The sequence below is a fragment of the Thiobacter sp. AK1 genome (assembly GCF_039822265.1).
GTDB classification, from domain to species: Bacteria; Pseudomonadota; Gammaproteobacteria; order Burkholderiales; family Thiobacteraceae; genus Thiobacter; species Thiobacter aerophilum.
Window position 1 is genome coordinate 154,489 of the sequence record NZ_JBAJEX010000005.1, and the last position, 23,156, is coordinate 177,644.

The following is a 23,156-nucleotide window of genomic DNA, read 5'->3' on the forward strand; positions in this document are numbered from 1 at the left end:
GCGCTCAGCCCGGCTGGCCGTCGATGCGGGGACGCACCAACATCGGTGCGTAGATCACCAAGAACAGGGCGAAAGCCAGCACCCAGCACGCCTGCGCGAGCGCCAGCCACTTAGCGTAGGAAGCGGGCCAGAAAAGGGGTGCCACCACCCGCGCCAGGAAAGCCGCAACCATCAGGGCGAACACCGCAGCCACCGCGCGTGGGGGTGTCTGCACGCCGCGCCCGGTGTGGCCTAGGGTCACCCGCGCCATCATGCCCACCGTCATCAGGCCGATGCCGCCCGCGGCAAAGGCATGCACGGCAAGGTACGGCGACACGCCCAGCCAGACCGCGGCGGCCTTGAGGGGGAACCCCATTACCGCGGCGCCATAGCCTAAGTAGAGCACCCACAACAAGGGCTTGCGCCAGATGCCGGGTGTGGCCCAATCCACCAGGCGCACCGTGTGCACGCCAAACAGCGCCAGGGCGAGGCATGCCACCAGCACCGGCGCAGCCATGAACACGTCCGCCAGCCAAAAGGCCAACATCAGCACGAGGCTTGATCGATCCACCCAAGTCCGGTTGCGCACAGTGACGGCGTAGCCTACGCCGCGTTCGATGAAGAAGGGCACCACCCGCCGCGCCATCACGAAGATGAGCGAGAGGACGAGATACAGGCCCGAGTAGAGTCCCCAGGGCACGCCCGCCTCCAGCCAGCCAAGGGCGCCGGCATAGAACGCAGCATTGGCGGTGACGAGCAGGGCGATCTTGGCCACGATGCCAAACTGGCGCCACTGCCCCGTGCGCGCGAGGGGATGGGCTATGGCCATGATCAAAGCGAGCCCAAAGCCAAGATCCAACAACGCCGCCAGAACGAGCGCCTGGGGCGAAAACCCCATCACCAACCGTGCCGCCAGCCAGATTGCCGCTAACCCCGCCAGGGGCGCGCCGCGAAGCGTGGGCAGGTTGGTCCAATTGCGCACGGCGGTGAGCAGAAACCCCGCCACCACCGCCATGGCATAGCCAAACACCATCTCGTGCCCGTGCCAGGCCATGGGCGCGACCGGCAGCCGCGGCGGCAACGGCCAGCCATACACCTGGGTGCCCACCCACGCCAGGATGGATAGCAGTGAAAACAACGCTGCCAGCAGGAAGAAGGGCCGAAAGCCCAGACGGAAGAGAGCGAAGGGATGGGGCCGCGCGCCGGGCGCGGAAATCTGGATCACACTCATGGCATCGATTCTCTCGGGTGGACGGCAGGGACGCCTTGAGGCATGTCAAGGCGGGCAAAGCGTTGCGGCGTCACCGCCGCGACAAGAGTCGAGGGTAGCGGCGGCAAGGTACCGGTGAGGCGCGCGGCGATACACTCCGCCGCCAAGCCAGTGGTCAGCAAGCCGCGCGTGCCATGGGCCAGGCTCACGAAAAGGCCGGGCGCGACCTCGCCGATGACGGGCATGGCCCCGGGGGCGGAGCAGCGCACCGCCGCCCGTCCGCCGACGAGGGTGGCCGCCGCGCCGCCCAGCGCCTGGTAAACGGTGGGAAACTGGCGCGCGAAACGGGCAAGATTCTCCTCCTGCTCCGGCAGGCGCACATCGGTGCCGCAATCGTCGAAGCGGGTGGTCGCGCCCAGGAGGTGCCGGTCCCCGCGCGCCGGTGTCAGATACACCTCGCCGCACAGCACGCAGCGCTGCTGACGGCTTGCGACAGTGGCGGCGACTTCGGTGATCTGGCCGCGCACCGGTTGCAGGGGCAAGTGGGCGAGAGGGGAAAAACGGCGCGCGGTGTGCCCACTGGCCACCACCACGTGGCTGGCGTTTAAGAGGTCCACCCCTGTCTCCACGCGCCAGCCGTCTAGCGTAGGCGCAAGCGCCGTCACCGGTTGCGCAAGATTCAACCCAAGGCCCTGGGCGAGCTGCCCGCATAGCGCGCCCGGTGCGACCCAACCGCCCTGGGGAAACCAAAGTCCCGCCAAGCCGACAGACAAGCCGGCGTGGGCCGCGGCTTCTTGCCCCGTTACCGGCACCAACAGATGAGCCGGCCAGGCAAGCGCGGACAGACGTTCGATGCGGCGCCTCTCCTCGGCCGAGACCGCCAGCTGCAAGAGGCCACACTCGGCACGCTGTTCGCCATCCACCGGCAGCACTTCGTCCAAATACGCCAGCGCATGTCCCCAAGCGGCGAGTAGTAGCCGCTGCAGGGGCCCCATGCCCGCCGCGAGGCGCAGGTGCATTACGCCCACCGGATTGCCCGATGCCCCCACCGCGAGCACCGGCGCAGCTTCCACCAGTTGGACGGACAGCCCCCGCCGCGCCAGGGCCCAGCCCGCCGCCGTGCCGGCCAGCCCGCCACCGATGACCACCACCCGCCCGGCAGCCGGCGGAACAGGCTGCCAGACGCCCGGCTTCACGCCACGCAGCATCTCCCGCTTGCGCCCGAAACCGCGGCGCTTTTCCACATGGAAGCCGGCCTCGGCGAGATTGCGCCGGACCCAGCCGGCAGCGGTGTAGGTGGCGAAGCTGCCGCCCGGACGGGTGGCGCGGGCCAGCTCGCGGCAGACGGTGGCATTCCACATGTCTGGGTTCTTCGCCGGGGCGAAACCGTCGAGAAACCAGGCATCCACGCTGGCATCGGGCAAGCCCGGAAGGGCTGCGGCCACGTCTTCCCAGGCCAAGGTGAGGCGCACCCGGCCCGCCGCGAAGTGCCAGCGGTTCCAGCCGGGCACGCGGCGCCGCCAGCGTGCCGCGAGCTGCTTCCCAAACGACGCGAACGCAGGCCAAGCCGCCGTCACCGCCGCAAGTTCCTCGTCCGCCAGGGGATAGCCCTCGACGCTGAAATAATCAAGCTGGGCCCCGGGCGGCGCAGCGATTTGGAATAGCTGCCAGGTGGCAAGGAAATTGAGACCGGTGCCAAAGCCCGTCTCACCCAGGGTGAAAGTCTGCCCCGGCGCAAGCCGCGCGAAGCGGCTGGCCAGGTCATTGCCGGCGAGGAAGACGTGCTCAGTCTCTTCTGGACCGGCCTCGGCGGAGAAATACACATCGCCGAAGCGGGGCGAGAAGGGTGCGCCATGCCGCCATTCGATCATCGCCGACGCTCACCCTCGGCGACCGCCCGCGGCAGCCCCACTCACAGCTTGGCGGCCACCCAGTCCGCCACCGAGGCAAGCGCCTGGGGCAGATGCTCAGGCTCGCTGCCGCCCGCCTGGGCCATATCGGGACGTCCGCCGCCCTTGCCGCCCACCTGGGTGGCCACGTGGTTGACCAATTCCCCGGCCTTGAGGCGATCGGTGAGCTGGGGCGTGACACCGGCTATCAGCGTGACCTTGCCGCCAGCTCGGCTGGCCAGCACGATGGCGGCGGACTTGAGCTTGTCCTTGAGCTTGTCCAGGGTGTCGCGCAGCGCCTTGGCGTCGGCTCCTTCGATTTCCGCGGCGAGCACCTTGACGCCCTTGACCTCCACCGCGCTATTCGCGAGCTCATCGCCCTGAGCGGCGGCGAGCTTGGATTTGAGGCGCGCCAGTTCCTTCTCCAGGTGTTTCACGTTGTCCAGGATCTGGGCGATCTTCTGCCCCACTTCCTGGGGCGGGGTCTTCAGGGTGGACGCCGCCTCCATGAGGCGCGCCTCTTCCTGCTGCACATATGCCAGCGCCACGTCGCCAGTCACCGCCTCGATGCGGCGTATGCCCGCCGCCACGCCGGATTCGGCAACGATCTTGAACAGCCCGATGTCGCCTGAGCGCTTGACGTGGGTGCCACCGCACAGCTCGGTGGAAAAGTCGCCCATGCCCACCACACGCACGTCGTCACCGTATTTCTCGCCGAACAAGGCCATGGCGCCTTGCTTGATGGCCTCGTCGTATTTCATGAGGCGCACCTGGACCGGGTAGTTGGCTCGGATGACCTCGTTGACCAGGTTCTCCACGCGTTGGATCTCCTCCTGGGTGAGGGGACGGGGATGGGAAAAATCGAAGCGCGTGCGTTGGGCATCCACAAGCGAGCCCTTCTGGGTGACGTGGCTGCCGAGCACCTTGCGCAGAGCCGCATGGAGCAAATGCGTGGCGGAATGGTTCCAAGCCGCACGCTGACGTGCCACGGTATCCACCTGGGCATCGACCGTGTCGCCCACGGCAAGGGTACCCAGAGTGAGCCGACCCTTGTGACCGAACACCTCAGCCTGGATCTTTTGGGTGTCCTCCACCAGAAAGGTGCCGTTGGCGCCGAGCAGCTGGCCGCGATCGCCCACCTGGCCGCCCGACTCGGCGTAGAAGGGCGTGCGATCCAGCACCACCACCGCCTCGTCGCCCGCCTGGATGCTGGATACCTGGGTGCCCTCCTTGTACAGGGCGAGGACCTGCGCCTGCAGGCTGAGGGTCTCGTAGCCGTGGAATTCCGTGGGCTGGCCTTCGAACTTGACCACCTGTCCCATGTGGAAGCGCGAGGCCGCGCGGGCCCGCTCCCGCTGCAGCGCCATGGCGTGTTCGAAGCCCGCGAAGTCCACGGTGAAGCCCCGCTCGCGGGCGATGTCGGCAGTGAGATCCAGGGGGAAGCCAAAGGTGTCGTAGAGCCGGAACACGGTCTCGCCGTCGAGGATGCGGTCGCAGCCGGTGCCATGCATGGCCGCCTCCAGCACGCCCATGCCATGTTCCAGGGTCTCGGCGAATTTTTCCTCTTCCTGGCGTAGCACCCCCATCACGCGTTCCTGGGCGGCAACGAGTTCCGGGTAGGCCTCACCCATCACCCGCGCCAGATCCGGCACCAGCCGGTGGAAGAAAGGCTGTTTCTGCCCGAGCTTGTAACCATGGCGGATGGCGCGACGAATGATGCGGCGCAGCACATAGCCCCGTCCTTCGTTGCTGGGGATCACGCCATCCACGATGAGAAAGGAACAGGCGCGGATGTGGTCGGCAATGACCTTGAGCGAATTGCTGGCGAGATCGGCGGCCGAGGTCTCCCGCGCGGCCGCGGCGATGAGGTCACGGAACAAGTCGATGTCGTAGTTGGAATGCACCCCCTGCATGACCGCGCTGATGCGCTCTAAGCCCATGCCAGTGTCCACCGAGGGCTTGGGCAAGGAATGCAGCACGCCATGCTCGTCCCGATTGAATTGCATGAAGACCAGATTCCAGATCTCGATGTAGCGGTCGCCATCGGCGTCCCGTGTGCCGGGCGGCCCTCCGGGCACATCGGGGCCGTGGTCGTAGAAGATTTCCGTGCAGGGACCACAAGGGCCCGTGTCGCCCATGGACCAGAAATTGTCCGAGTGATACTTGCCGGCGCCGGGCTTGTCACCGATGCGCGCCAGGCGTTCTGGCGGCACGCCAATCTCGTTGAGCCAGATGTCGGCGGCTTCGTCGTCCTCCTCGTACACCGTGACCCACAGCTTGCTTTCGGGAATACCCAGCTCCTGGGTGAGGAACTCCCACGCGAATTGGATGGCGTTGCGCTTGAAGTAGTCGCCAAAGCTGAAGTTGCCCAGCATCTCGAAAAAGGTGTGGTGGCGGGCGGTGTAACCCACGTTTTCCAAGTCGTTGTGCTTGCCGCCCGCGCGCAGGCAACGCTGGCTGGAAGCCGCGCGCACGTAGGGGCGCGTCTCACGCCCCAGGAACACGTCCTTGAACTGCACCATGCCGGCATTGGTGAACAACAGGGTGGGATCGTTGCCCGGAATCAAGGAGCTGGAAGGCACGATGGTGTGCCCTTTGGATTCGAAAAACTCGAGGAAGCGGCGGCGAATTTCGCTGGATTTCATGGGGGATCTCGGCGGAATTTTTGCAAAGGCATAATGGTAGCGCGAAACCTCGCGCCGCTGGCAGTCACGCCTCCTCTTCTAGGACGCGCTGGATGACGGCCAAGGGGAATCCCCGCTGCTTGAGGAAGCGCATCTGCCGCGCCCGTTCCCGGGCATCACTGGGTGGGCAGCCGAACTTCTGTTGCCACACCCGGCGCGCGCGTTCCAGTTCAGTTCCACGCAGCAAATGCAGCTGTTGTTGGATCAACGACTCGGGCACGCCCCGCCGCCGCAGCTCGTGGGCGAGCCGCACGCTGCCAAAACGCGTCTGCCGGTCATGCACCAGCACCTCGGCGAAGCGCGCATCGGACAACCAGCCGCGGCGTGCGAGCTCATCAAGCAGCGCATCAAGCTCGTCGCCGTGGGCGGCATGGGGCGCTAGCTTGCGCGCGAGTTCCGCGCGACTGTACTCGCGCCGGGCCAGGCAGGCGAGTGCCCGCTCGCGCAAACTGGGTGGGGTTGCCATGGGCGAGACCTCGCCGTGAAGGCTTCGCTCAGACTTCCTCGAGCGCCTCTTCCGGATCGAACTGGGCCACCGCACCGCCGCCCACACCCACGGCAGCGCGGATCTTGGCCTCGATCTCGCGGGCGACCTCCGGATGCTCCTTCAAGTATTCGCGCGCGTTGTCCTTGCCCTGACCAATCTTCTCGCCGTTGTAGGCATACCAGGCGCCGGATTTGTCGATGATGCGATGCGCCACGCCCAGCTCGATGATTTCGCCCTCGCGGGAAATGCCCTCGCCATAGAGGATGTCGAAGCTGGCCTGCTTGAAGGGGGGCGCAACCTTGTTCTTCACCACCTTGACCTTGGTCTCGGAGCCGATCACCTCCTCGCCCTTCTTGATGGAGCCCACGCGCCGAATGTCCAGCCGCACCGAGGCATAGAACTTGAGGGCATTGCCGCCGGTGGTCGTTTCTGGATTGCCAAACATCACGCCGATCTTCATGCGGATCTGGTTGATGAAGATCACCAGTGTGTTGGAGCGCTTGATGTTGGCGGTGAGCTTGCGCAGCGCCTGGCTCATCAGGCGCGCCTGCAGCCCCATGTGGGCATCGCCCATTTCGCCCTCGATCTCCGCCTTGGGCGTGAGAGCCGCGACCGAGTCGATCACCACCACGTCCACCGAACCCGAGCGCACCAGCATGTCGGCGATTTCCAACGCCTGCTCGCCGGTGTCCGGTTGGGAGACCAAAAGATCGTTGACATTCACCCCCAGCTTGGCGGCATAGGTGGGATCGAGGGCATGTTCGGCGTCGATGAAAGCGGCAGTGCCGCCCAACTTCTGCATCTCCGCGATGACTTGCAGCGTAAGAGTGGTCTTGCCAGAAGATTCCGGCCCGTAGATCTCGATGATACGCCCCCGGGGCAGCCCCCCCACGCCCAGGGCAATGTCCAGCCCCAGAGAGCCGGTGGACACCACCTGCAAGTCCTGGGCTTCCACATGATCGCCGAGACGCATCACCGACCCCTTGCCAAACTGCTTCTCGATTTGGCTCAGGGCGGCGGCGAGCGCTTTCATCTTGTCGTCTGCAGGTGCGGTGGCCATGGTGGTCTCCTTTCGGTTCGGGTTCGGGAAATAGCGCCGCAGCATCACGGCATGCCCCACTCTAGTTCATACTTCCGTCGGTGTCAATAGTTTTTATCATATCGACTATTTGTATGATCTCATCGTTTTTATCACCATGAGCCAAGACGGGCTATAATTGCCTTGTTGCCCGAGCAAGCCCCCTGTCGCCTGCTCCCCATCGCGTGTATAAGCCCATGACAAACAAAGACAAACTACCCCTGGACCTGAAATGGTCCACGCGCCAGCGCCTGCGTTTCATCGAAGTCATGGCCTACTACACCGGTATCGTCACCCGCAGCGACGTGGCCCGGGCTTTCGGCATCTCCGATCCCGCCGCCACCAAGGATCTCAAACTCTACGGCGAGCTGGCGCCGGGTAACCTGATCTACACCCAGGCGGTGTTCGGCTTCGTTCCCGCCCCCGGTTTCCGGCCCGTGTTCGCCGACCTCTCCCCCGCGGCGGTGCTGCCCCTGCTGGCGGCCAATCTGGCAGGAGCGGGCGGCCCCTACGGGGATCAGCCTCTGTACGGTCTCACCAGCGAACGTCTCCCGCTACCGGGGCGTTTGCCGTCGGCGGCAGTCCTGGCCCAGATCACCCGCGCCATGCGCAGCCGCCGCAAACTCGCCGCCCGTTATCACTCACTCACAGGCAACGACACCGGCGCCCTGCGCATCCTGGAACCCCATGCCTTGGTGGATACCGGCCTGCGCTGGCACGTGCGCGCCTATAGCGCAGACCGTTACGAGTTCCGGGATTTCGTGCTCTCCCGCTTCGCTTGGGCGGAATGTCTCGACCAAGCAGCGGAGTCGGACCCGGAGCACGACGAGGACTGGGTGGAAACCCTGACCCTACGGCTGGCCCCCCACCAGGGACTGGACGAGCCCCGGCGGCAGGCCCTGGCGCTAGACTACGGCGCGCGCGATGGCGTCATCGAGCTCACTGTGCGGCGCGCCCTGGTGGGCTATCTGTTGCAACGCCTGATGGTGGACACCAGCCGCGATCACTCGGGCAATCCGCGGCAGTATCAGCTCATGCTGGAAAATCGCGAGGAAGTGGAACCCTTCGCCGCCTGGGCGCTGGGTTGAGCCCACGGGAAAGCCCACGCCGGAATCAGGCAGACGCGGGAGCGCTGGCAAGTGCCAGCACACCCTCCAGGGCCGCCGCCACGGCCTGCCGACGCACCGCGGCGCGGTCGCCGGCGAAATGGAAGGTACGTACCTCGCACGCGCCTGAGCGGGTGGTCCACGCCATGCAAACGGTACCCACAGGTTTGCCCGGCGTCGCGCCGCCCGGCCCGGCGATGCCGCTGATCGCCACCCCCACATCCGCGCGGCTGCGCGCCAGCGCCCCTTCGGCCATTTCCCTCACCGTGGCCTCCGAGACGGCGCCATGGTGCGCCAAGGTCTCTGCCGCCACGCCCAGCATCTCTTGCTTGGAAACGTTGGTGTAGGTGATGAAGCCCCGGTCGTACCACTGGGAGCTGCCCGGCACCGAGGTCACCACCTGACCCACCCAGCCGCCGGTGCAGGACTCGGCCGTCACCAGCCACCAACCGCGCGCCTTGAGCGCCGCCCCCAGGCAGGCGGCCATGGTTTCCAGCTCATCCATAAAGCACCCCGAACAACACCTTGATCGTGATCACACTGTAGATCGCTGCCAAGAGATCGTCGAACATCACGCCGAAGCCGTTCTTGAACCGTTGATCGAAGTAGCGAATGGGGAAAGGCTTCCACACGTCGAAGACGCGAAAGACGAAGAAGGCGATGGTCCAGCCGGCCACGCTGAAGGGCGTAAACCACAGGATGAGGAGAAAAGCGATCACCTCGTCCCAGACGATGCCGCCGTAGTCGGCCACGCCTACCTCCCGCCCCACCCGCGCGCAGGCCACGACCCCCAGCAGGAACAAACTCGCCAGCAGCCCAAAGAAAACCGGCGGCGTGGGGCTTGCCTGCAGAATCAGCCAGAACAGGGGAAAGCCCACCAGGGTCCCCACGGTCCCGGGCGCAACGGGGGACAAACCGCTGCCAAAGCCGAAGGCAATGAAGCGCAAAGGATGGCCCAGCACGTAGCGTAGATCAGGCGAAGTGGTCAAAGCCTTTTTCCTCGCAGTCAACGGGCCGGCCCTGGCCATCCAGCACAACCAGGCCGGGGGCGCGGGTGATGCAGCCAATGGCCGTGACCGGCACGCCCAGGCGGCGGCCGAGCCGGACAATGGCCTCATGCGCCGAACGCGGGGCGGTGAAACACAACTCGTAGTCGTCCCCCCCTGCCAACAGGGCGCGCCGGGCCACCGCGTGCGTCTGCCAGGCCGCCAGCACCGGTGACACCGGCAAGGCGGTGAGCTGGATCTCGGCGCCCACGCCGGAGGCTTCCAGCACATGGCCCAGATCGGCGAGCAGGCCATCCGAGATGTCGATAGCGGCATGGGCAACCCCCACCAGCCGACGCCCCAAAGCCAGGCGCGGCACGGGGCGATGTAGGCGCGGCAAAAGTTGCGCCAGCTCCCCCGGCGATAGGGGCACGGCCCGGTTGAGCGCCGCGAGCGCCAAGGCTGCATCGCCCAAGGTGCCCGAAACCCAGACCTCATCTCCGACGCGGGCGCCGCTACGGCGTAACGCCGCTCCACGCTCGATCTCCCCCAGCACGGTGAAAGCAAAGGTGAGCGGCCCGCGGGTGGTATCGCCGCCAATCAATGCCACGCCATGGGCATCGGCCAGGGCAAACAAGCCGCGCGTGAAGGCAGCCAGCCAGGCCTCATCGACCTCCGGCAGGGCGATGGACAACAACGCCCAACGCGGCACGGCTCCCATGGCCGCGAAATCGGAGAGATTCACCGCCAGGGCCTTGTGGCCCAGGGATTCGGGGTCGTCATCCGGGAAAAAGTGCCGCCCCACAACCAACATGTCCGCCGCCGCTACCAGTTCCTTGCCCGCGCCCACGCGCACCAGGGCGGCATCGTCACCCACACCCAACACCGTGCGCCTGGCAGGGCGGGTGAAGTAGCGGGCGATCAGCTCGAATTCGGAGGGCATGCGCTAGCGCGAAACGATCCAGGCGCCGATGCGGCCCACCACGTCCTGCTCGATGCCGTTGAAGCCGTGGTAGGCATAGGCGCCACACGGATCGCCGCGAGTCACGCCGCCGCTGAACATGACCAGATCCTTGCGAAGGGTGCCGGGCAGCTTGTCCATCAGGGCCGCAAGCTCGGATGGCCTGCAGTGCTCGCAGCCATCCTTTTCGTGATGTACCACCAGCACGGGCAGGGCAAGGCGGTCCAGCGCCATGGCCGGCACCGGGCGGTCCTTGGAATCGGTGAGAATGGTGGAGGTGAGCACGAGCCCGTCCGGGCTGTCGGCGTCACCGGCCAGGGCGGTCGCCACGTAGGCCGCAGACTGGGTGCCCCGACTGGTGCCCACCAGCCAGACCGGCAGCTGATATTGCGCGCGCAGCCAGCGCATGACCGCCCGCACGTCTGCCACGTGCTGGGCAGTCTGGCGCTGGCCGCTCAAACCAGCCAGGTCCGAGGGCTTGTCGATGACCGCGACCACCAGTCCCTGCTGCGCGAACAGGTCACGGCTCCTGACCAGGAAATTACCGCCGCCCCAGCCAAAACGGCCATCATCCTGGATATCGAGTCCCCCATGGCCGCCGGCAAACAGAATCACTGCCGCTTTCGCCTCGGGCGGGGTCAGCAACAGAAAGCGCTGAGTCACACCGGGGCGGGTCGGGATATCCACGACGCGCGGGGTCGTTTCAGCCCACGCAGACACGGCAACAAAAGAGAAAAGCAGGAGGACCAAAAACGTTTTCACGGATCGCCTCATGAAAAACTTGCTTCGCTAGGCTTTCTTTTTGACTTCCGCCGGCCGCGCTTGCGGCATCAGCTTGTCCAGCACGCCATTCACGTATTTGTGCCCTTCAGTGCCGCCGTAGGCCTTGGCCAACTCCACCGCCTCGTTGATCACCACGCGATAGGGCACATCCAGACAGTGCAGGGCCTCGTAGGCGCCGATTTGCAAGATGGCGTGCTCGATGGGGCTGAGTTGGCTCACGGGCCGATCCAGATGGGGCGCGAGCAACGCGTCGAGCGCCTCGGCCTGGGAAGTCACGCCAGCGAGTAAAGTTTGAAAATAGTCCTCGTCTGCGGTTGCGAAGCCTTCTTCCTCGCGCATATGGCGTGCGATGTCCGCCTCGGCATTGCCGCTGAGCTGCCATTGGTAGAGGGCTTTGAGCGCGAACTCGCGCGCGTTGCGCCGGCTTTTCTTCATGCTGTTTTTCACCGATCCCGCCACGGCGCACGCACGCCGCGCGTCAGATCTTTTTCAGGAGGTTGGCCATCTCCACCGCCACCCGCGCGCACTCGCGGCCTTTTTCTTCCATGCGCGCCAGTGCCTGATCGTCGGTGTCGGTGGTGAGGATGCCATTGGCAATGGGGATGCCGGTGTCCAGCTGCACCTGGGTGATGCCACCGCCAGATTCGTTGGCCACCAGCTCGAAATGATAGGTTTCGCCACGGATCACGGCACCCAGGGCGATGAGCGCATCGAACTTACCACTCTGGGCCATGGCCTGCAGTGCCAATGGCACTTCCAGCGCCCCCGGCACCGTCACCAAGGTGCTGTCCTCGTCACGCACGCCGAGCTTACGTAGTTCCGCCGCGCAGGCGCCCAGCAGGCCTTCGCCCACGTCGATGTTGAAGCGGGCCATGACGATGCCGATCTTGAGGCCGGCGCCGTTGAGATCGCGCTCGATTTCGGTGATGTTGTCGTATTTCTGGACCATGCCCTCACTCCTCCAGCTGGTTGGGTTCCACCACGTCAGGCGGCAGGATGTAGCCCGTGACTTCCAGATCGAAGCCTTCCAGACTGGGCATGCGGCGCGGCGCCGCCAAAAGCCGCATCTTGCGCACGCCGAGATCCTTCAGAATCTGGGCGCCGATGCCGTAGTCGCGCAGATCCACCTTGCCTGCCGGCTTGTGCACGGCGTGGGCGATGCGCGCGAGCAGCGCCTCGTTGGTTTCCGGTCGCCGAAACAGGATCATCACGCCGGCCGTGGCCTCGGCCAAGGTCTTCATGGCCTGATGGATACCCCAGGAATGGGCATTGTCCGCATCGTCCAGAAAATCGATCACCGACAAAGGCTCGTGCACGCGCACCAGCGTCTCTTCCTCTGGCAGTAGCGGTCCCTTGACCATGGCTAGATGGATCTCCCCTGAGGTCTGGTCGCGGTAGGCGAGCAGATCGAATTCCCCGTAGATGGTCTCCACCTTGCGTTCGGCCACCCGCTCCACCAGGCGCTCGGTCTTGGAACGATAGTGGATGAGATCGGCTATGGTGCCGATCTTTAGGCCGTGTTCCTGCGCGAACAACTCCAGGTCCGGCAGGCGCGCCATGGTGCCGTCGTCCTTGAGGATTTCGCAGATCACGGCCGCTGGCTCCAAGCCCGCAAGCTGCGCCAGATCGCAGCCGGCCTCGGTATGGCCGGCGCGCACCAATACACCCCCGGGCTGGGCACGCAGGGGAAACACGTGGCCGGGTTGCACGATGTCGCTAGGCTTAGCATCACGCGCCACGGCGGCACGGATGGTCGTGGCGCGATCCGCCGCGGAAATACCCGTGGTCACGCCGCGCGCGGCCTCGATGGAAACCGTGAAGGCCGTGCCGTGGGGTGTCTGGTTGTCCTCTACCATCTGGCGCAGTCCGAGCTGGCGGCAACGGGCATCGGTGAGGGTCAAACAAATCAACCCACGACCGTACTTGGCCATGAAGTTGATGTCCTCGGGCGTGATGTGTTCCGCCGCCATCACCAGGTCGCCCTCGTTTTCCCGGTCTTCCTCGTCCACGAGGATGACCATCTTGCCGGCGGCGATATCGGCGATGATTTCTTCGATGGGGCTGATGGGCATGGCTGCCTTTCCGTTTGGGGCACTGATTATCGCATTTTATTCAGGCAAGAGAGGCGCTCTACGCCCCCCAGTTCATGCGACTGACTCGCGGTAGCTCAACAGGCGCTCCACGTAGCGCGCGAGCAGATCCACCTCCAGGTTCACTCGAGTCTTAGGCGCGAGACCTCCGAAAGTGGTCACCGCCAAGGTGTGCGGGATCACGTTCACCCTGAAGCGTTCACCCTCCACCTGGTTCACGGTGAGACTCACGCCGTCCACGGTGATGGAACCCTTAACGGCAATATAACGGGCAAGCGTCGGAGGTGCCGCCACCTCCATGAGGTGGGAACCACCCACCGGCTCGAAGCGGGTCACCACGCCCACGCCATCCACGTGGCCCGAGACCAAATGGCCGCCCAAGCGGTCCGAAAGGCGCAGCGCCTTCTCCAGATTGAGCGCCTGACCGACACGAAAACCCGTGGTGCAACGCAGCGTCTCCCCCGACACATCGACCCAATAGCGGCTGCCCTCACGCGCCACCACGGTCAGGCACACGCCATTGGCCGCAATGCTGTCGCCGAGGGCGATGTCGGAGAGATCAAGCGCGCCAGCCTCGATGGTGAGCCGCAACCCATCACCCAGCGGTTCCGCCGCGACGACGCGGCCCACGGCCTGCACGATACCGGTAAACACGATTACGCCTCCTTCGCTGGCAACACGCGAGCAAGCACGCGCCAATCACGCCCCACGGCTCGCACGTCGCGGATGTCGAGGGTGATACGCTGCGCCATGGTGGTGAATTCGGGCAACACGAACAGGCCGCGCGCCGTACTACCCAGGAGGCAGGGCGCGAGGTAGAGCAAAAGTTCATCGATCAACCCGGCCTCCAGGAGGGCACCATTGAGCGTGGCGCCCGCCTCCACCATAAGCTCGTTCACGCCCTGCTCCGCTAGCCACGCCATCAGGCGAACCAGATCCACTTGCCCACCGGGCCGTCCCATCTCCACCACCGTCACACCGGCCTCACGCAAGGCGTTCAGGGCCCCCGTGTCATCGCTTGCGGTGACGACCACGGTCTCGCCCTGCTTGAAAATGCGTGCTGTCACAGGGATGCTGAGATAGCTGTCCACCACGATGCGGCGTGGCTGGCGCGGGGTGGCGATCTCGCGCACGTCAAGGCGCGGATCGTCCGCAAGCACCGTGCCGGAACCCGTGAGGATGGCGCAGGCCCGCGCCCGCCAGTGCTGCACATCGCGGCGCGCCGCCTCCCCGGTGATCCATTGGGAAACGCCATTGGCGAGCGCCGTGCGCCCATCGAGACTGGCGGCGCTTTTCACCCGCACCCACGGCCGGCCGCGGCTCATGCGAGCGACGAAGCCAATGTTGAGCTCCCGCGCCTCGGTGGCCAAAAGCCCCGTGTCCACCTGGATGCCCGCCGCGCGCAGACGGGCAAGGCCACGCCCCGCCACCAGCGGGTTCGGGTCCTCCATCGCCACCACTACACGCGCCACGCCGGCGCTCACCAAGGCGTCGGCGCAGGGTGGCGTGCGACCGTGATGGGCACAAGGCTCCAAGGTCACGTACACGGTCGCGCCTTGCGCGCGACTGCCGGCCTGGGCGAGCGCCCGGGTCTCGGCATGCGCGTCGCCAGCGCGCTCATGAAAGCCCTCGCCCACCACCACCCCTTGGTGCACCACGACACACCCCACCCGCGGATTGGGCGTGGTGGTGTAAAGCCCGCGCTGCGCCAGGCGCAGGGCGCGGGTCATGAATTCATGGTCCGCAGCGGAAAACATCGAACAGCACTCATCATGCACAGACGCAACCTGCGCGGAAAACCCGCTTTCCCGTGGCGTGCCTTGAATTTTGCGTGGGGCGGCTTCAGCGCTTGCCCTTCTTGGTCTCGGCCGAACCCAAATCCTTGAGCACCTCGCGGAAATCGTCCACGTCCTCGAAGCTACGATAAACGGAAGCGAACCGGATGTAGGCCACTTTGTCTAGCTTGTAGAGCTCGGCCATCACCATCTCGCCGATACGCCGCGCATCCACCTCGCGCTGCCCCAGACTGAGGAGTTCCTGCACGATGCGTTCGATGGCTGCATCCACGTATTCGGTGGGCACCGGCCGCTTGTGTAGCGCGCGCATGAAACTGGTGCGCAGTTTTTCCTTGGAGAATTCCTCGCGGCTGCCGTTTTGCTTAACCACTTGGGGCAGGCGCAACTCGGCGGTCTCGTAGGTGGTGAAACGCTTGTTGCACGCCGCGCAGCGCCGCCGGCGGCGAATGCTATCCCCCTCCTCGCTCACGCGGGAGTCGATCACTTGGGTATCGAGGGAACCGCAGAAGGGGCATTTCATGATTTCACGCGAAGGACCGGCGAGCCGGAGGCGGCTTTGGCATGGCAAGCCCCTTAACGCCCGGTTCCGTCACTTTTCGTACACCGGGAAGCGCGCACACAGGGCGCGCGCCTCTTGGCCCACGCGGGCGATCACGGTCTCGTCGTGGGGTGCCTCCAGCACGTCAGCGATCAGATTGGCCAGATGCTCGGCTTCAATCTCGCGGAAGCCGCGCGTGGTCATGGCTGGCGTGCCGATGCGAATGCCGCTGGTGACAAAGGGCTTCTGGGGGTCGTTGGGGATGGCATTTTTGTTCACCGTGATGTGGGCGCGGCCCAGGGCAGCTTCGGCCTCCTTGCCGGTGAGATTCTTGGCACGCAGGTCCACCAGGAACATGTGGGAATCGGTGCGCCCGGAGACGATGCGTAAGCCCCGTTCCGTGAGCACCTTGGCCATCACCCGCGCGTTGGCTACCACCTGCTCCTGGTAGTGCTTGAACTCCCTGCTCATGGCTTCCTTGAAGGCTACCGCCTTGGCCGCGATCACGTGCATCAGCGGCCCGCCCTGGATGCCTGGGAAAATGGTGGAGTTGAGCGGCTTCTCGAACTCGGCGCGCGAAAGGATGATGCCGCCGCGCGGCCCACGCAGGGTCTTGTGGGTGGTGCTGGTGACGAAATCGGCGATGCCCACCGGGCTGGGATAGACGCCCGCGGCTACCAGACCCGCGTAGTGGGCCATGTCCACGAAGAGATACGCACCCACGGAATCGGCGATTTCGCGGAAGCGCTTCCAGTCGATCACCAGGGAATAGGCCGAAGCCCCGGCGACGATCATCTTCGGCCTGTGCTCGCAAGCCAGCCGCTCGACTTCGTCGTAATCGATGACCTCGGTTTCCGGATGCAGTCCATAGGTGATGGACTTGAAAATCTTGCCTGAGAAATTCACCGTCGCGCCGTGGGTGAGATGGCCGCCATGGGCAAGCGACATGCCAAGCAGGGTATCCCCGGGCTTTAGCATGGCGAAATACACCGCAGCATTGGCCTGCGACCCGGAGTGCGGTTGGACGTTGGCGTATTCCGCACCGAACAGAGCCTTGGCGCGGTCGATGGCGAGCTGCTCGGCCACGTCCACCCATTCGCAGCCTCCGTAGTAACGCTTGCCGGGATAACCTTCCGCATACTTGTTGGTGAGCACAGACCCCTGGGCCTGCAGCACCGCGGGGCTGGCGTAGTTCTCGGAGGCGATTAGTTCGATGTGGTCTTCCTGACGCTGGCGTTCTTTTTCCATCGCCTCCCACAATTCGGGATCGATGGCCTTAATGGTGTGCCCGGGGCTGAACATGGATGAAGTCTCAAGTGTTTGAAGAAAAGCTGTTATTTTATCACGGCCGGGATGGACGGGAGAGGGATTCGAGCAGGGCCGCAAGCCTTTCGAGCTCAGCCTTGAGATCCCGTACCTCGGCGCGCAGCTCGCGAATGTCCTGATGCATCTCGCGACGCAGCCGCTTCTCGTCCTCGCCAATGAAAAAGGCAGCAAACGCCGCGGTCACCAAGGACAGCATGGCAAAGCCCACCAGCACCACCAGCATGGCAAGAATGCGCGAGCCTACGGTGCTGGGGACGATGTCGCCGTATCCCACGGTGCTGCCAGTCACGAAGGCCAGCCACACGCCTTCCCAGAACGAAGACACGCCCGGATCGAGCCAATAGAAACCGGCGCCCGCCAGCCCGAACAGCAACACGCCCCAACCCAAAAGATAGGGCACGGAAGCTGGCGCGAGCAACGTTCGCATCACGGCTAGGACCCGCGCGAATATCAAGGTTACATACACCAGGCGAGCCAGGCGCACGACCGGCAGCCACTCGAGGCTGACTTCCCACAGGCTCACGAACGCGCCGCCGATAATGAGTAAATCCAACCAGTTGTGCAGCACGTACAGCCGCTTCTGGCGCGTCAAGTGCAAAAGCCACAGGAATTCCGCGCTGAAGGCGAACAAGATCAGCGCATCGAGCCCACGCCCTAGCCAGTGCCAGGGGCCGGTGGCATGGGCCGTCTCCAGGTAATAGGAAGGCAGGGCGAGCAAGGCGATGCTCACCATTACCCAGCGCAGGCGCCGTTCCCAGAGATAGGCGCGAGGATTGTCATGGGGCGGTACCCCGCCCATACCAGCCAGTTGGCGCAATTTCATGGCCTGCATGTTACCAATATTCGCCCTTATAATGCCCCACCATGAATGCGCTGCTTGCCTTTGCCCGGGCCGTCGATGGCCTCAATGCCCGCATCGGGCGCGCGAGCATGTGGCTCATCCTGCTCACCGTGCTCATCAGTGCCGGTAACGCGCTCAGCCGCAAGCTTCTGAGCGTAAGCTCCAACGCCCTGTTGGAAATCCAATGGACGCTATATGCCGCCGTGTTTCTATTGGCCGCCGCCTACACCCTGCAGAAGAACGAACACGTGCGCATCGACGTGCTGGTGGGACGGCTGTCGCCCCGCGCCGGCGCGGTGGTGGACATCATCGGGGGCCTGCTATTCGTGCTGCCCTTCACCAGCCTGGTGCTGGTTTATGCCTGGCCTTTCTTTCTGGAAAGCTGGCGAAGTGGCGAAGTCTCCAACAATCCCGGCGGCCTCATGCTTTGGCCGGGCAAGGCGCTCATTCCCTTGGGTTTCAGCCTGCTTTGGCTGCAAGGCTTAGCGGAGGTGATCAAGCGCATCGCTTTCCTCGCGGGTCGCGCGCCTGAACCGGTCCTATCCCACTCGCCGCAGGGCGAGGACATGATTCTGCGCGAGGACGGACAGTGATCAGCGCCGACACACTGGCGCCCCTCATGTTCGCCGCGCTGGTGGCCTTCCTGCTAATGGGCTATCCGGTCGCCTTCGCCCTGGCCGCCAATGGCCTGCTGTTCGCGCTCATCGGCATCCAGCAGGGCTTTTTCGGAGTGGAGCTTCTGGGCGCCGTGCCGGCCCGCATCTACGGCATCATGCAGAATGAGACGCTACTGGCCATTCCCTTTTTCACCTTCATGGGCCTGATCCTGGAAAAGAGTGGCATGGCCGAGGATCTCCTCGATACCATCGGCCAGTTGTTCGGCCCGGTGCGTGGCGGGCTGGCCTTCGCCGTGATCTTCGTCGGCGCGCTGCTGGCGGCGACCACCGGCGTGGTGGCCGCCTCGGTGATCGCCATGGGGCTCATCGCCCTACCCATCATGCTGCGTTATGGCTACGATCGCCGCCTGGCATCCGGCGTGATCGCCGCCTCCGGCACGCTGGCCCAAATCATTCCGCCGAGCCTGGTGCTAATCGTGCTCGCCGACCAGCTCCGCCAGCCGGTGAGCGACCTCTACCAGGGGGCAATGGTTCCGGCCCTGCTGCTTACCGGCCTGTATGCCGTCTACGTGGCGCTCATCGCCCTATTGCGGCCGAACATGGCGCCCGCTTTGCCGCGCGCGGCACGTGCACTTGCCGGTGGAGCGCTGGCCGCACGGGTGGCGCGCGCCCTTTTGCCGCCCCTCGTGCTGGTGTTCCTGGTGTTGGGGACGATTTTCATCGGCCTAGCCACGCCGACCGAGGCGGGCGCCATGGGTGCGGTGGGCGCCCTGGTACTGGCCGCGGTCAAGGGCCGATTGAAACGCACCCTGATCGTGCAGGCACTGGACACCACCACCAAGCTCTCGGCCTTCGTGATGTTCATCCTGATCGGCTCCACCGTGTTCGGCCTAGTGTTCCGCGCCGTCAACGGTGATCTCTGGGTGGAAGGCCTGCTCACCGCGCTACCGGGCGGCGCACTGGGGTTTCTCATTGCCGTCAACGTGCTGGTGTTCGTCCTGGCCTTTTTCCTGGACTTCTTCGAACTCGCCTTCATCCTGGTGCCGCTTTTGGCGCCAGTGGCCGAGAAGCTGGGCATCGATCTCGTCTGGTTTGGGGTGGTTTTGGCGCTGAACATGCAGACATCGTTCATGCATCCACCCTTTGGCTTCGCCCTGTTCTATCTGCGCAGTGTGGCGCCGCGCGAGGCCTATCTGGACAAGGTGACAGGCCAGCGGCTGGATGGGGTGAGCACGGGGCAGATCTACTGGGGCGCAGTGCCCTTCGTGTTGATGCAGCTGGTGATGGTGACGCTGGTGATCGCCTTCCCGCAGCTGGTGGGCAGCCACCAGGCGGCGCGGGAAGAGGCGCCGCCGTTGCGGATCGAGCTGCCCGCGGAATAGGGCACTACTTCACCGCATTGAACACGAAGTTGGCGTAGCTGAGCTCCGCCACGCGGAACCACTGGAACTCATCGGAACGGAAACGGCGCCAGGATTCGAAGATGCGCCGGAACACCGGATTGCGCGCGGCCTCCTCGGCATAAAGCTGCTCGGCCGCGGCGAGCGCGGCGCTCATCACATCCTTGGGGAAGGGGTGCAACTGGGTGCCTGCCTTGATTAGGCGCGCCAGCGCGGCGGGATTCTTGGCATCGTACTCGGCGAGCATGTGCAGATTGGCTTCCGCCGCCGCCACCTCGAAGGCCTCTCGGTAGCTTGCCGGCAGTTTTTCCCATTCCTTGAGATTCACCAGGAAGGAGAGGGTCGGCCCGCCTTCCCACCAGCCCGGGTAGTAGTAGTGCTTCGCCACTTTGTAGAAGCCCAGCTTCTCGTCGTCATAGGGACCCACCCATTCGGCGGCATCCAGGGTACCTTTCTCCAGCGCGGGGTAGATGTCAGGCCCGGCCAGCGTCTGGGGCACCACGCCCAGGCGCGCCATGATCTCCCCGCCGATGCCCGGGATGCGCATTTTCAAGCCCTTGAGATCGGCCGCACTCCGGATCTCCTTGCGGAACCAGCCCGCCATCTGCACGCCGGTGTTGCCACCCGGAAAGTTGATCACGCCATGGTCGCGAAACAGGCCGCGCATGAGCGCCAGTCCGCCGCCGTAGTAGAGCCAGGCGTTCTGTTGGCGAGCAGTAAGACCAAAGGGCAAGGCGGTATCGAAGGCGAAGGCCTTGTTCTTGCCCACGTAGTAGTAGCTGGCGGTGTGGCCACACTCCACGGTGCCGCGTCCCACTTCGTCCAGCACCTGCAGTCCGGGCACCAGCTCGTTGGCGGCGAACACGCGGATCTGAAACTTGCCACCTGTAAGCCCCGCCACGCGTTTGGCCAACAGTTCGGCGGCGCCGTAGATGGTATCCAGGCTGCGGGGGAAGCTGGAGGCAAGCCGCCAACGGATTTCCGGCTCACCTGCCGCCAGCACCGGCGCGGCCACCACGCTTGCCGCCACACCCGCCCCAGCCCGCTTCAGGAAACTTCTTCTCTCCATATGAGCCTCACTGGGTTCAGTCGCGAAAGAAAGCCAAGGTCTTTGGCTGCTGTCACCGCTTTGATTCATTCGCCCGCCACCGTCATCCGTTCGATCAGAATGGAACCACACTGGCGCGAGCCTCGCACGAGGCGATCGTTGCCGATGGCGAGAATGCCCTTGAACATGTCCTTGAGGTTGCCGGCGACGGTGATTTCCTCCACCGGGTAGCGAATCTCGCCATTTTCCACCCAGAACCCCGCCGCGCCGCGGGAATAGTCGCCTGTCACCGGATTCACGCCCTGGCCGAGGAGCTCCGTCACCAAAAGACCCGTGCCCATCTGCTTGAGCAAGCCTGCGAAATCCACGCCGGTATCGGCGACGATGAGGTTGTGATTGCCGCCTGCGTTGCCGGTAGAACGCAGGCCCAGCTTGCGCGCAGAATAGCTGGACAGGAAATAACCCTGCAGCACGCCCTCTTTGACGACCTCGCGGTCGTGGGTGGCGACGCCCTCGTGGTCGAATGGCGCGCTGGCGAGGCCCTTAGGCAGATGGGGGCGCTCGGCGATCCGCACCAAGGGCGAGAACACCTGCTGCCCGAGGCTGTCGCGCAGGAAGGATGTGCCCCGATAGAGGTTGCCGCCGGACACCGCCGACACGAAGCTGGCAATCAAGCCGGTCGCCACCGGCGCCTCGAAGATCACCGGCACCTGACAGGTCTTGGGCTTACGCGCGTCCAGGCGGCGTAGGGTACGCTCCCCCGCGCGGCGGCCGACGGCTTCGGCTGGCTCCAGATCGGCGCGGTCGCGCGCGCTGGTGTACCAATAATCGCGCTGCATGCCGGAGGCCGACTCGGCGATCACCGCGCAAGAAATGCCATGACGCGAGGACGGATAGCCGCCGAGAAAGCCCAAGCTATTGCCGAACACGAACACGGATTCCTGGGTAGAGACCGTGGCCCCCTCGGAATTGTTGATGCGCGGATCGACCGCCAGCGCCGCTGCCTCGCAAGCGCGCGCCAGCTTAACTGCATCATCCGCGGAGAGATCCCAGGGGTGATAGAGATCGAGATCCGGCACCTCCCGCGCCAAAAGCTCCAGCTCGGGCAAGCCCGCGTATGGGTCTTCCGCCGTGTAGCGGGCGATGGTCACCGCCTTGTCCACGGTGTCGCGAATGGCCTGGGGCGAAAAATCCGAGGTGCTGGCATGGCCGCGCTTGTGGCCGAAATACACCGTCACGCCCAGCCCCTTGTCGCGGTTGTATTCGATGGTCTCCACTTCGCCCAGACGCACCGTCACGCTCTGGCCGAAGCCCTGGGTGACCTCCGCCTCGCAGCCCGTGGCGCCCGCCTTGGCCGCCTGGGCGAGAATGTCTTTGGTGATTTGTTTCAGGGTGTCGATGGAATGGGAAAAACGCGCGGTTTCGGCCACGGGCAGGCTCGTTTCCTGTGAGTTGGCAAGGATAAGCACGAAAGCGGTTATGATAGCAACTTTGTCTGGGCGCCGCGAAGGCGCGCCCTTTACCAGCCATAGTTAAAGTTGCAAAAGTCTGTGACAGGCTAGGTGGAGACGGTCATGCCCGCAAAAGCGACCCAGCGCTATCACACACTTACGTCATCCTCGATGGACAGCAGGGAAGACCAGGCACGCTTCGTCAGCAAGACACGGCGCAAGCAAGACATGCTGGCGTTACAGGCGCTGGGCGAGGCGCTCACGCGCCTTCCGCCTTCGCACCTCGCAAAACTCAAGCTGCCCGAAAACTTGTTCGATGCCATCGAAACCGCCAAGCGGCTGTGCAGCCGTGAAGCCATTCGCCGGCAGATGCAGTACATCGGCCGGCTCATGCGCCAAGTGGATCCGACGCCCATCCGCGCCCAGCTTGAGGCGTGGCGCAGTCGCAGCGCGGCCGAGACCGCGCACCATCACCGGCTGGAGCAATGGCGCGACCGGCTGCTCGCCGACGATGCCGCCCTCGAGCGGCTAGCGGCCGAGCATCCGGGCTTGGAACTCAAAGCCCTGCGCACCCTGATCCGCAACGCGCGTCGCGAGGCGCAGCAGGGTAAGCCGCCCCGTGCCGCGCGCGCCCTGTTCCGCGCCCTGCGCAGCCAAATACAAGCCCCAGAGGCAGCGCCGAACGGCGCTGACCGGCCCATGGACGAGTTTTATTGAGCGTTACGTAAGTAGGTGACATTTTTGTGTCGTCCCCGCGAAAGCGTTGACCCAGGAAAATGGCCGAGAATACTCTGGATTCCCCGGGAATGACGTTTGACTTACGCAGCCTGTCAACCACTTTCGTAAAGCTCAATGATGGGCAAGCTCGGCTTCATCTTCTAAACAT

Annotated in this window: 23 protein-coding genes; 4 read left to right on the forward strand and 19 right to left on the reverse strand. The window is 64.8% G+C overall.

Annotated features, from left to right (window positions below; all coding sequences use genetic code 11):
- Positions 1–4 precede the first annotated feature (4 nt).
- From V6E02_RS08145 to recA, 5 genes are all read right to left on the reverse strand, one after another.
- Positions 5–1,210, reverse strand: coding sequence for an NnrS family protein (locus V6E02_RS08145; protein WP_347308290.1), 1,206 nt, complete (start codon positions 1,208–1,210; stop codon positions 5–7).
- Positions 1,207–3,060: a bifunctional tRNA (5-methylaminomethyl-2-thiouridine)(34)-methyltransferase MnmC2/FAD-dependent 5-carboxymethylaminomethyl-2-thiouridine(34) oxidoreductase MnmC1 gene (gene mnmC, locus V6E02_RS08150; protein ID WP_347308291.1), complete on the reverse strand. Its 1,854-nt coding sequence runs from the start codon at positions 3,058–3,060 to the stop codon at positions 1,207–1,209. The genes V6E02_RS08145 and mnmC overlap by 4 nt, the downstream gene beginning before the upstream one ends.
- A gap of 41 nt (positions 3,061–3,101) precedes the next feature.
- Positions 3,102–5,723, reverse strand: coding sequence for an alanine--tRNA ligase (gene alaS / locus V6E02_RS08155; protein WP_347308292.1), 2,622 nt, complete (start codon positions 5,721–5,723; stop codon positions 3,102–3,104).
- Positions 5,724–5,787: 64 nt separating this feature from the next.
- Complete coding sequence (gene recX / locus V6E02_RS08160; RefSeq protein ID WP_347308293.1) at positions 5,788–6,228, reverse strand: recombination regulator RecX; 441 nt, start codon at positions 6,226–6,228, stop codon at positions 5,788–5,790.
- A gap of 28 nt (positions 6,229–6,256) precedes the next feature.
- Positions 6,257–7,309, reverse strand: a complete 1,053-nt coding sequence (gene recA, locus V6E02_RS08165) for a recombinase RecA (RefSeq protein WP_347308294.1) — start codon at positions 7,307–7,309, stop codon at positions 6,257–6,259.
- A 215-nt stretch (positions 7,310–7,524) separates the two neighbouring features.
- Between recA and V6E02_RS08170 the strand changes: the two genes are divergently transcribed.
- Entirely contained in the window at positions 7,525–8,415 is an 891-nt protein-coding gene (locus tag V6E02_RS08170; protein WP_347308295.1) for a helix-turn-helix transcriptional regulator, read from the forward strand.
- A gap of 25 nt (positions 8,416–8,440) precedes the next feature.
- Here the strand turns inward: V6E02_RS08170 and V6E02_RS08175 are convergent, their stop codons facing one another.
- From V6E02_RS08175 to V6E02_RS08230, 12 genes are all read right to left on the reverse strand, one after another.
- On the reverse strand, positions 8,441–8,938 hold the full coding sequence (locus V6E02_RS08175; RefSeq protein WP_347308296.1) for a CinA family protein: 498 nt from the start codon (positions 8,936–8,938) through the stop codon (positions 8,441–8,443).
- On the reverse strand, positions 8,931–9,422 hold the full coding sequence (locus tag V6E02_RS08180; protein WP_347308297.1) for a phosphatidylglycerophosphatase A family protein: 492 nt from the start codon (positions 9,420–9,422) through the stop codon (positions 8,931–8,933). Before V6E02_RS08180 ends, V6E02_RS08175 begins: the two co-directional genes overlap by 8 nt.
- Complete coding sequence (gene thiL / locus V6E02_RS08185) at positions 9,406–10,362, reverse strand: thiamine-phosphate kinase (RefSeq protein ID WP_347308298.1); 957 nt, start codon at positions 10,360–10,362, stop codon at positions 9,406–9,408. Before thiL ends, V6E02_RS08180 begins: the two co-directional genes overlap by 17 nt.
- Before the next feature lie 3 nt (positions 10,363–10,365).
- Complete coding sequence (locus V6E02_RS08190) at positions 10,366–11,067, reverse strand: alpha/beta hydrolase (protein WP_347308299.1); 702 nt, start codon at positions 11,065–11,067, stop codon at positions 10,366–10,368.
- A 102-nt stretch (positions 11,068–11,169) separates the two neighbouring features.
- The gene (gene nusB, locus V6E02_RS08195) at positions 11,170–11,598 is read right to left on the reverse strand and encodes a transcription antitermination factor NusB (protein WP_347308300.1); all 429 of its coding nucleotides are present in this window, start codon (positions 11,596–11,598) and stop codon (positions 11,170–11,172) included.
- A 43-nt stretch (positions 11,599–11,641) separates the two neighbouring features.
- A complete protein-coding gene (gene ribH, locus V6E02_RS08200) occupies positions 11,642–12,112 on the reverse strand; it encodes a 6,7-dimethyl-8-ribityllumazine synthase (RefSeq protein ID WP_347308301.1) in 471 nt (156 codons plus the stop codon).
- A gap of 4 nt (positions 12,113–12,116) precedes the next feature.
- A complete protein-coding gene (gene ribBA / locus V6E02_RS08205) occupies positions 12,117–13,235 on the reverse strand; it encodes a bifunctional 3,4-dihydroxy-2-butanone-4-phosphate synthase/GTP cyclohydrolase II (RefSeq protein ID WP_347308302.1) in 1,119 nt (372 codons plus the stop codon).
- Positions 13,236–13,307: 72 nt separating this feature from the next.
- Positions 13,308–13,907: a riboflavin synthase gene (locus V6E02_RS08210; protein WP_347308303.1), complete on the reverse strand. Its 600-nt coding sequence runs from the start codon at positions 13,905–13,907 to the stop codon at positions 13,308–13,310.
- Positions 13,908–13,909: 2 nt separating this feature from the next.
- A complete protein-coding gene (gene ribD, locus V6E02_RS08215; protein ID WP_347308304.1) occupies positions 13,910–15,010 on the reverse strand; it encodes a bifunctional diaminohydroxyphosphoribosylaminopyrimidine deaminase/5-amino-6-(5-phosphoribosylamino)uracil reductase RibD in 1,101 nt (366 codons plus the stop codon).
- An 85-nt stretch (positions 15,011–15,095) separates the two neighbouring features.
- On the reverse strand, positions 15,096–15,569 hold the full coding sequence (nrdR, locus tag V6E02_RS08220) for a transcriptional regulator NrdR (protein ID WP_347308305.1): 474 nt from the start codon (positions 15,567–15,569) through the stop codon (positions 15,096–15,098).
- Positions 15,570–15,638: 69 nt separating this feature from the next.
- Complete coding sequence (glyA, locus tag V6E02_RS08225; RefSeq protein WP_347308306.1) at positions 15,639–16,889, reverse strand: serine hydroxymethyltransferase; 1,251 nt, start codon at positions 16,887–16,889, stop codon at positions 15,639–15,641.
- Positions 16,890–16,929: 40 nt separating this feature from the next.
- Positions 16,930–17,736: an ion channel gene (locus tag V6E02_RS08230; protein ID WP_347308307.1), complete on the reverse strand. Its 807-nt coding sequence runs from the start codon at positions 17,734–17,736 to the stop codon at positions 16,930–16,932.
- A gap of 41 nt (positions 17,737–17,777) precedes the next feature.
- Between V6E02_RS08230 and V6E02_RS08235 the strand changes: the two genes are divergently transcribed.
- The gene (locus V6E02_RS08235) at positions 17,778–18,347 is read left to right on the forward strand and encodes a TRAP transporter small permease subunit (protein ID WP_347308308.1); all 570 of its coding nucleotides are present in this window, start codon (positions 17,778–17,780) and stop codon (positions 18,345–18,347) included.
- Positions 18,348–18,373: 26 nt separating this feature from the next.
- Positions 18,374–19,753, forward strand: coding sequence for a TRAP transporter large permease (locus V6E02_RS08240; protein ID WP_347308322.1), 1,380 nt, complete (start codon positions 18,374–18,376; stop codon positions 19,751–19,753).
- 4 nt (positions 19,754–19,757) lie between these two features.
- Here V6E02_RS08240 and V6E02_RS08245 read toward each other — a convergent pair whose 3' ends face one another.
- Complete coding sequence (locus V6E02_RS08245; RefSeq protein WP_347308309.1) at positions 19,758–20,840, reverse strand: TRAP transporter substrate-binding protein; 1,083 nt, start codon at positions 20,838–20,840, stop codon at positions 19,758–19,760.
- 65 nt (positions 20,841–20,905) lie between these two features.
- Complete coding sequence (gene pmbA, locus V6E02_RS08250; RefSeq protein ID WP_430626789.1) at positions 20,906–22,255, reverse strand: metalloprotease PmbA; 1,350 nt, start codon at positions 22,253–22,255, stop codon at positions 20,906–20,908.
- Positions 22,256–22,393: 138 nt separating this feature from the next.
- Here pmbA and yjgA point away from each other — a divergent pair, with 138 nt between their 5' ends.
- Positions 22,394–22,987 (forward strand): ribosome biogenesis factor YjgA, encoded by a 594-nt coding sequence (yjgA, locus tag V6E02_RS08255; protein WP_347308311.1) that lies wholly within the window; start codon positions 22,394–22,396, stop codon positions 22,985–22,987.
- Positions 22,988–23,156: the final 169 nt, after the last annotated feature.

Excerpts from the sequence above, each read along its gene's own strand:
- recX (WP_347308293.1), bottom strand. The coding sequence starts at position 6,228 with ATGGCAACCCCACCCAGTTTGCGCGAGCGGGCACTCGCCTGCCTGGCC.
- alaS (WP_347308292.1), bottom strand. The coding sequence starts at position 5,723 with ATGAAATCCAGCGAAATTCGCCGCCGCTTCCTCGAGTTTTTCGAATCC.
- V6E02_RS08145 (WP_347308290.1), bottom strand. The coding sequence starts at position 1,210 with ATGAGTGTGATCCAGATTTCCGCGCCCGGCGCGCGGCCCCATCCCTTC.
- yjgA (WP_347308311.1), top strand. The coding sequence starts at position 22,394 with ATGCCCGCAAAAGCGACCCAGCGCTATCACACACTTACGTCATCCTCG.
- ribH (WP_347308301.1), bottom strand. The coding sequence starts at position 12,112 with ATGGTCCAGAAATACGACAACATCACCGAAATCGAGCGCGATCTCAAC.
- recA (WP_347308294.1), bottom strand. The coding sequence starts at position 7,309 with ATGGCCACCGCACCTGCAGACGACAAGATGAAAGCGCTCGCCGCCGCC.
- nrdR (WP_347308305.1), bottom strand. The coding sequence starts at position 15,569 with ATGAAATGCCCCTTCTGCGGTTCCCTCGATACCCAAGTGATCGACTCC.
- V6E02_RS08230 (WP_347308307.1), bottom strand. The coding sequence starts at position 17,736 with ATGAAATTGCGCCAACTGGCTGGTATGGGCGGGGTACCGCCCCATGAC.
- ribD (WP_347308304.1), bottom strand. The coding sequence starts at position 15,010 with ATGTTTTCCGCTGCGGACCATGAATTCATGACCCGCGCCCTGCGCCTG.
- ribBA (WP_347308302.1), bottom strand. The coding sequence starts at position 13,235 with ATGCCCATCAGCCCCATCGAAGAAATCATCGCCGATATCGCCGCCGGC.
- V6E02_RS08235 (WP_347308308.1), top strand. The coding sequence starts at position 17,778 with ATGAATGCGCTGCTTGCCTTTGCCCGGGCCGTCGATGGCCTCAATGCC.
- V6E02_RS08240 (WP_347308322.1), top strand. The coding sequence starts at position 18,374 with ATGTTCGCCGCGCTGGTGGCCTTCCTGCTAATGGGCTATCCGGTCGCC.
- thiL (WP_347308298.1), bottom strand. The coding sequence starts at position 10,362 with ATGCCCTCCGAATTCGAGCTGATCGCCCGCTACTTCACCCGCCCTGCC.
- nusB (WP_347308300.1), bottom strand. The coding sequence starts at position 11,598 with ATGAAGAAAAGCCGGCGCAACGCGCGCGAGTTCGCGCTCAAAGCCCTC.
- V6E02_RS08245 (WP_347308309.1), bottom strand. The coding sequence starts at position 20,840 with ATGGAGAGAAGAAGTTTCCTGAAGCGGGCTGGGGCGGGTGTGGCGGCA.
- glyA (WP_347308306.1), bottom strand. The coding sequence starts at position 16,889 with ATGTTCAGCCCCGGGCACACCATTAAGGCCATCGATCCCGAATTGTGG.
- V6E02_RS08175 (WP_347308296.1), bottom strand. The coding sequence starts at position 8,938 with ATGGATGAGCTGGAAACCATGGCCGCCTGCCTGGGGGCGGCGCTCAAG.
- V6E02_RS08170 (WP_347308295.1), top strand. The coding sequence starts at position 7,525 with ATGACAAACAAAGACAAACTACCCCTGGACCTGAAATGGTCCACGCGC.
- mnmC (WP_347308291.1), bottom strand. The coding sequence starts at position 3,060 with ATGATCGAATGGCGGCATGGCGCACCCTTCTCGCCCCGCTTCGGCGAT.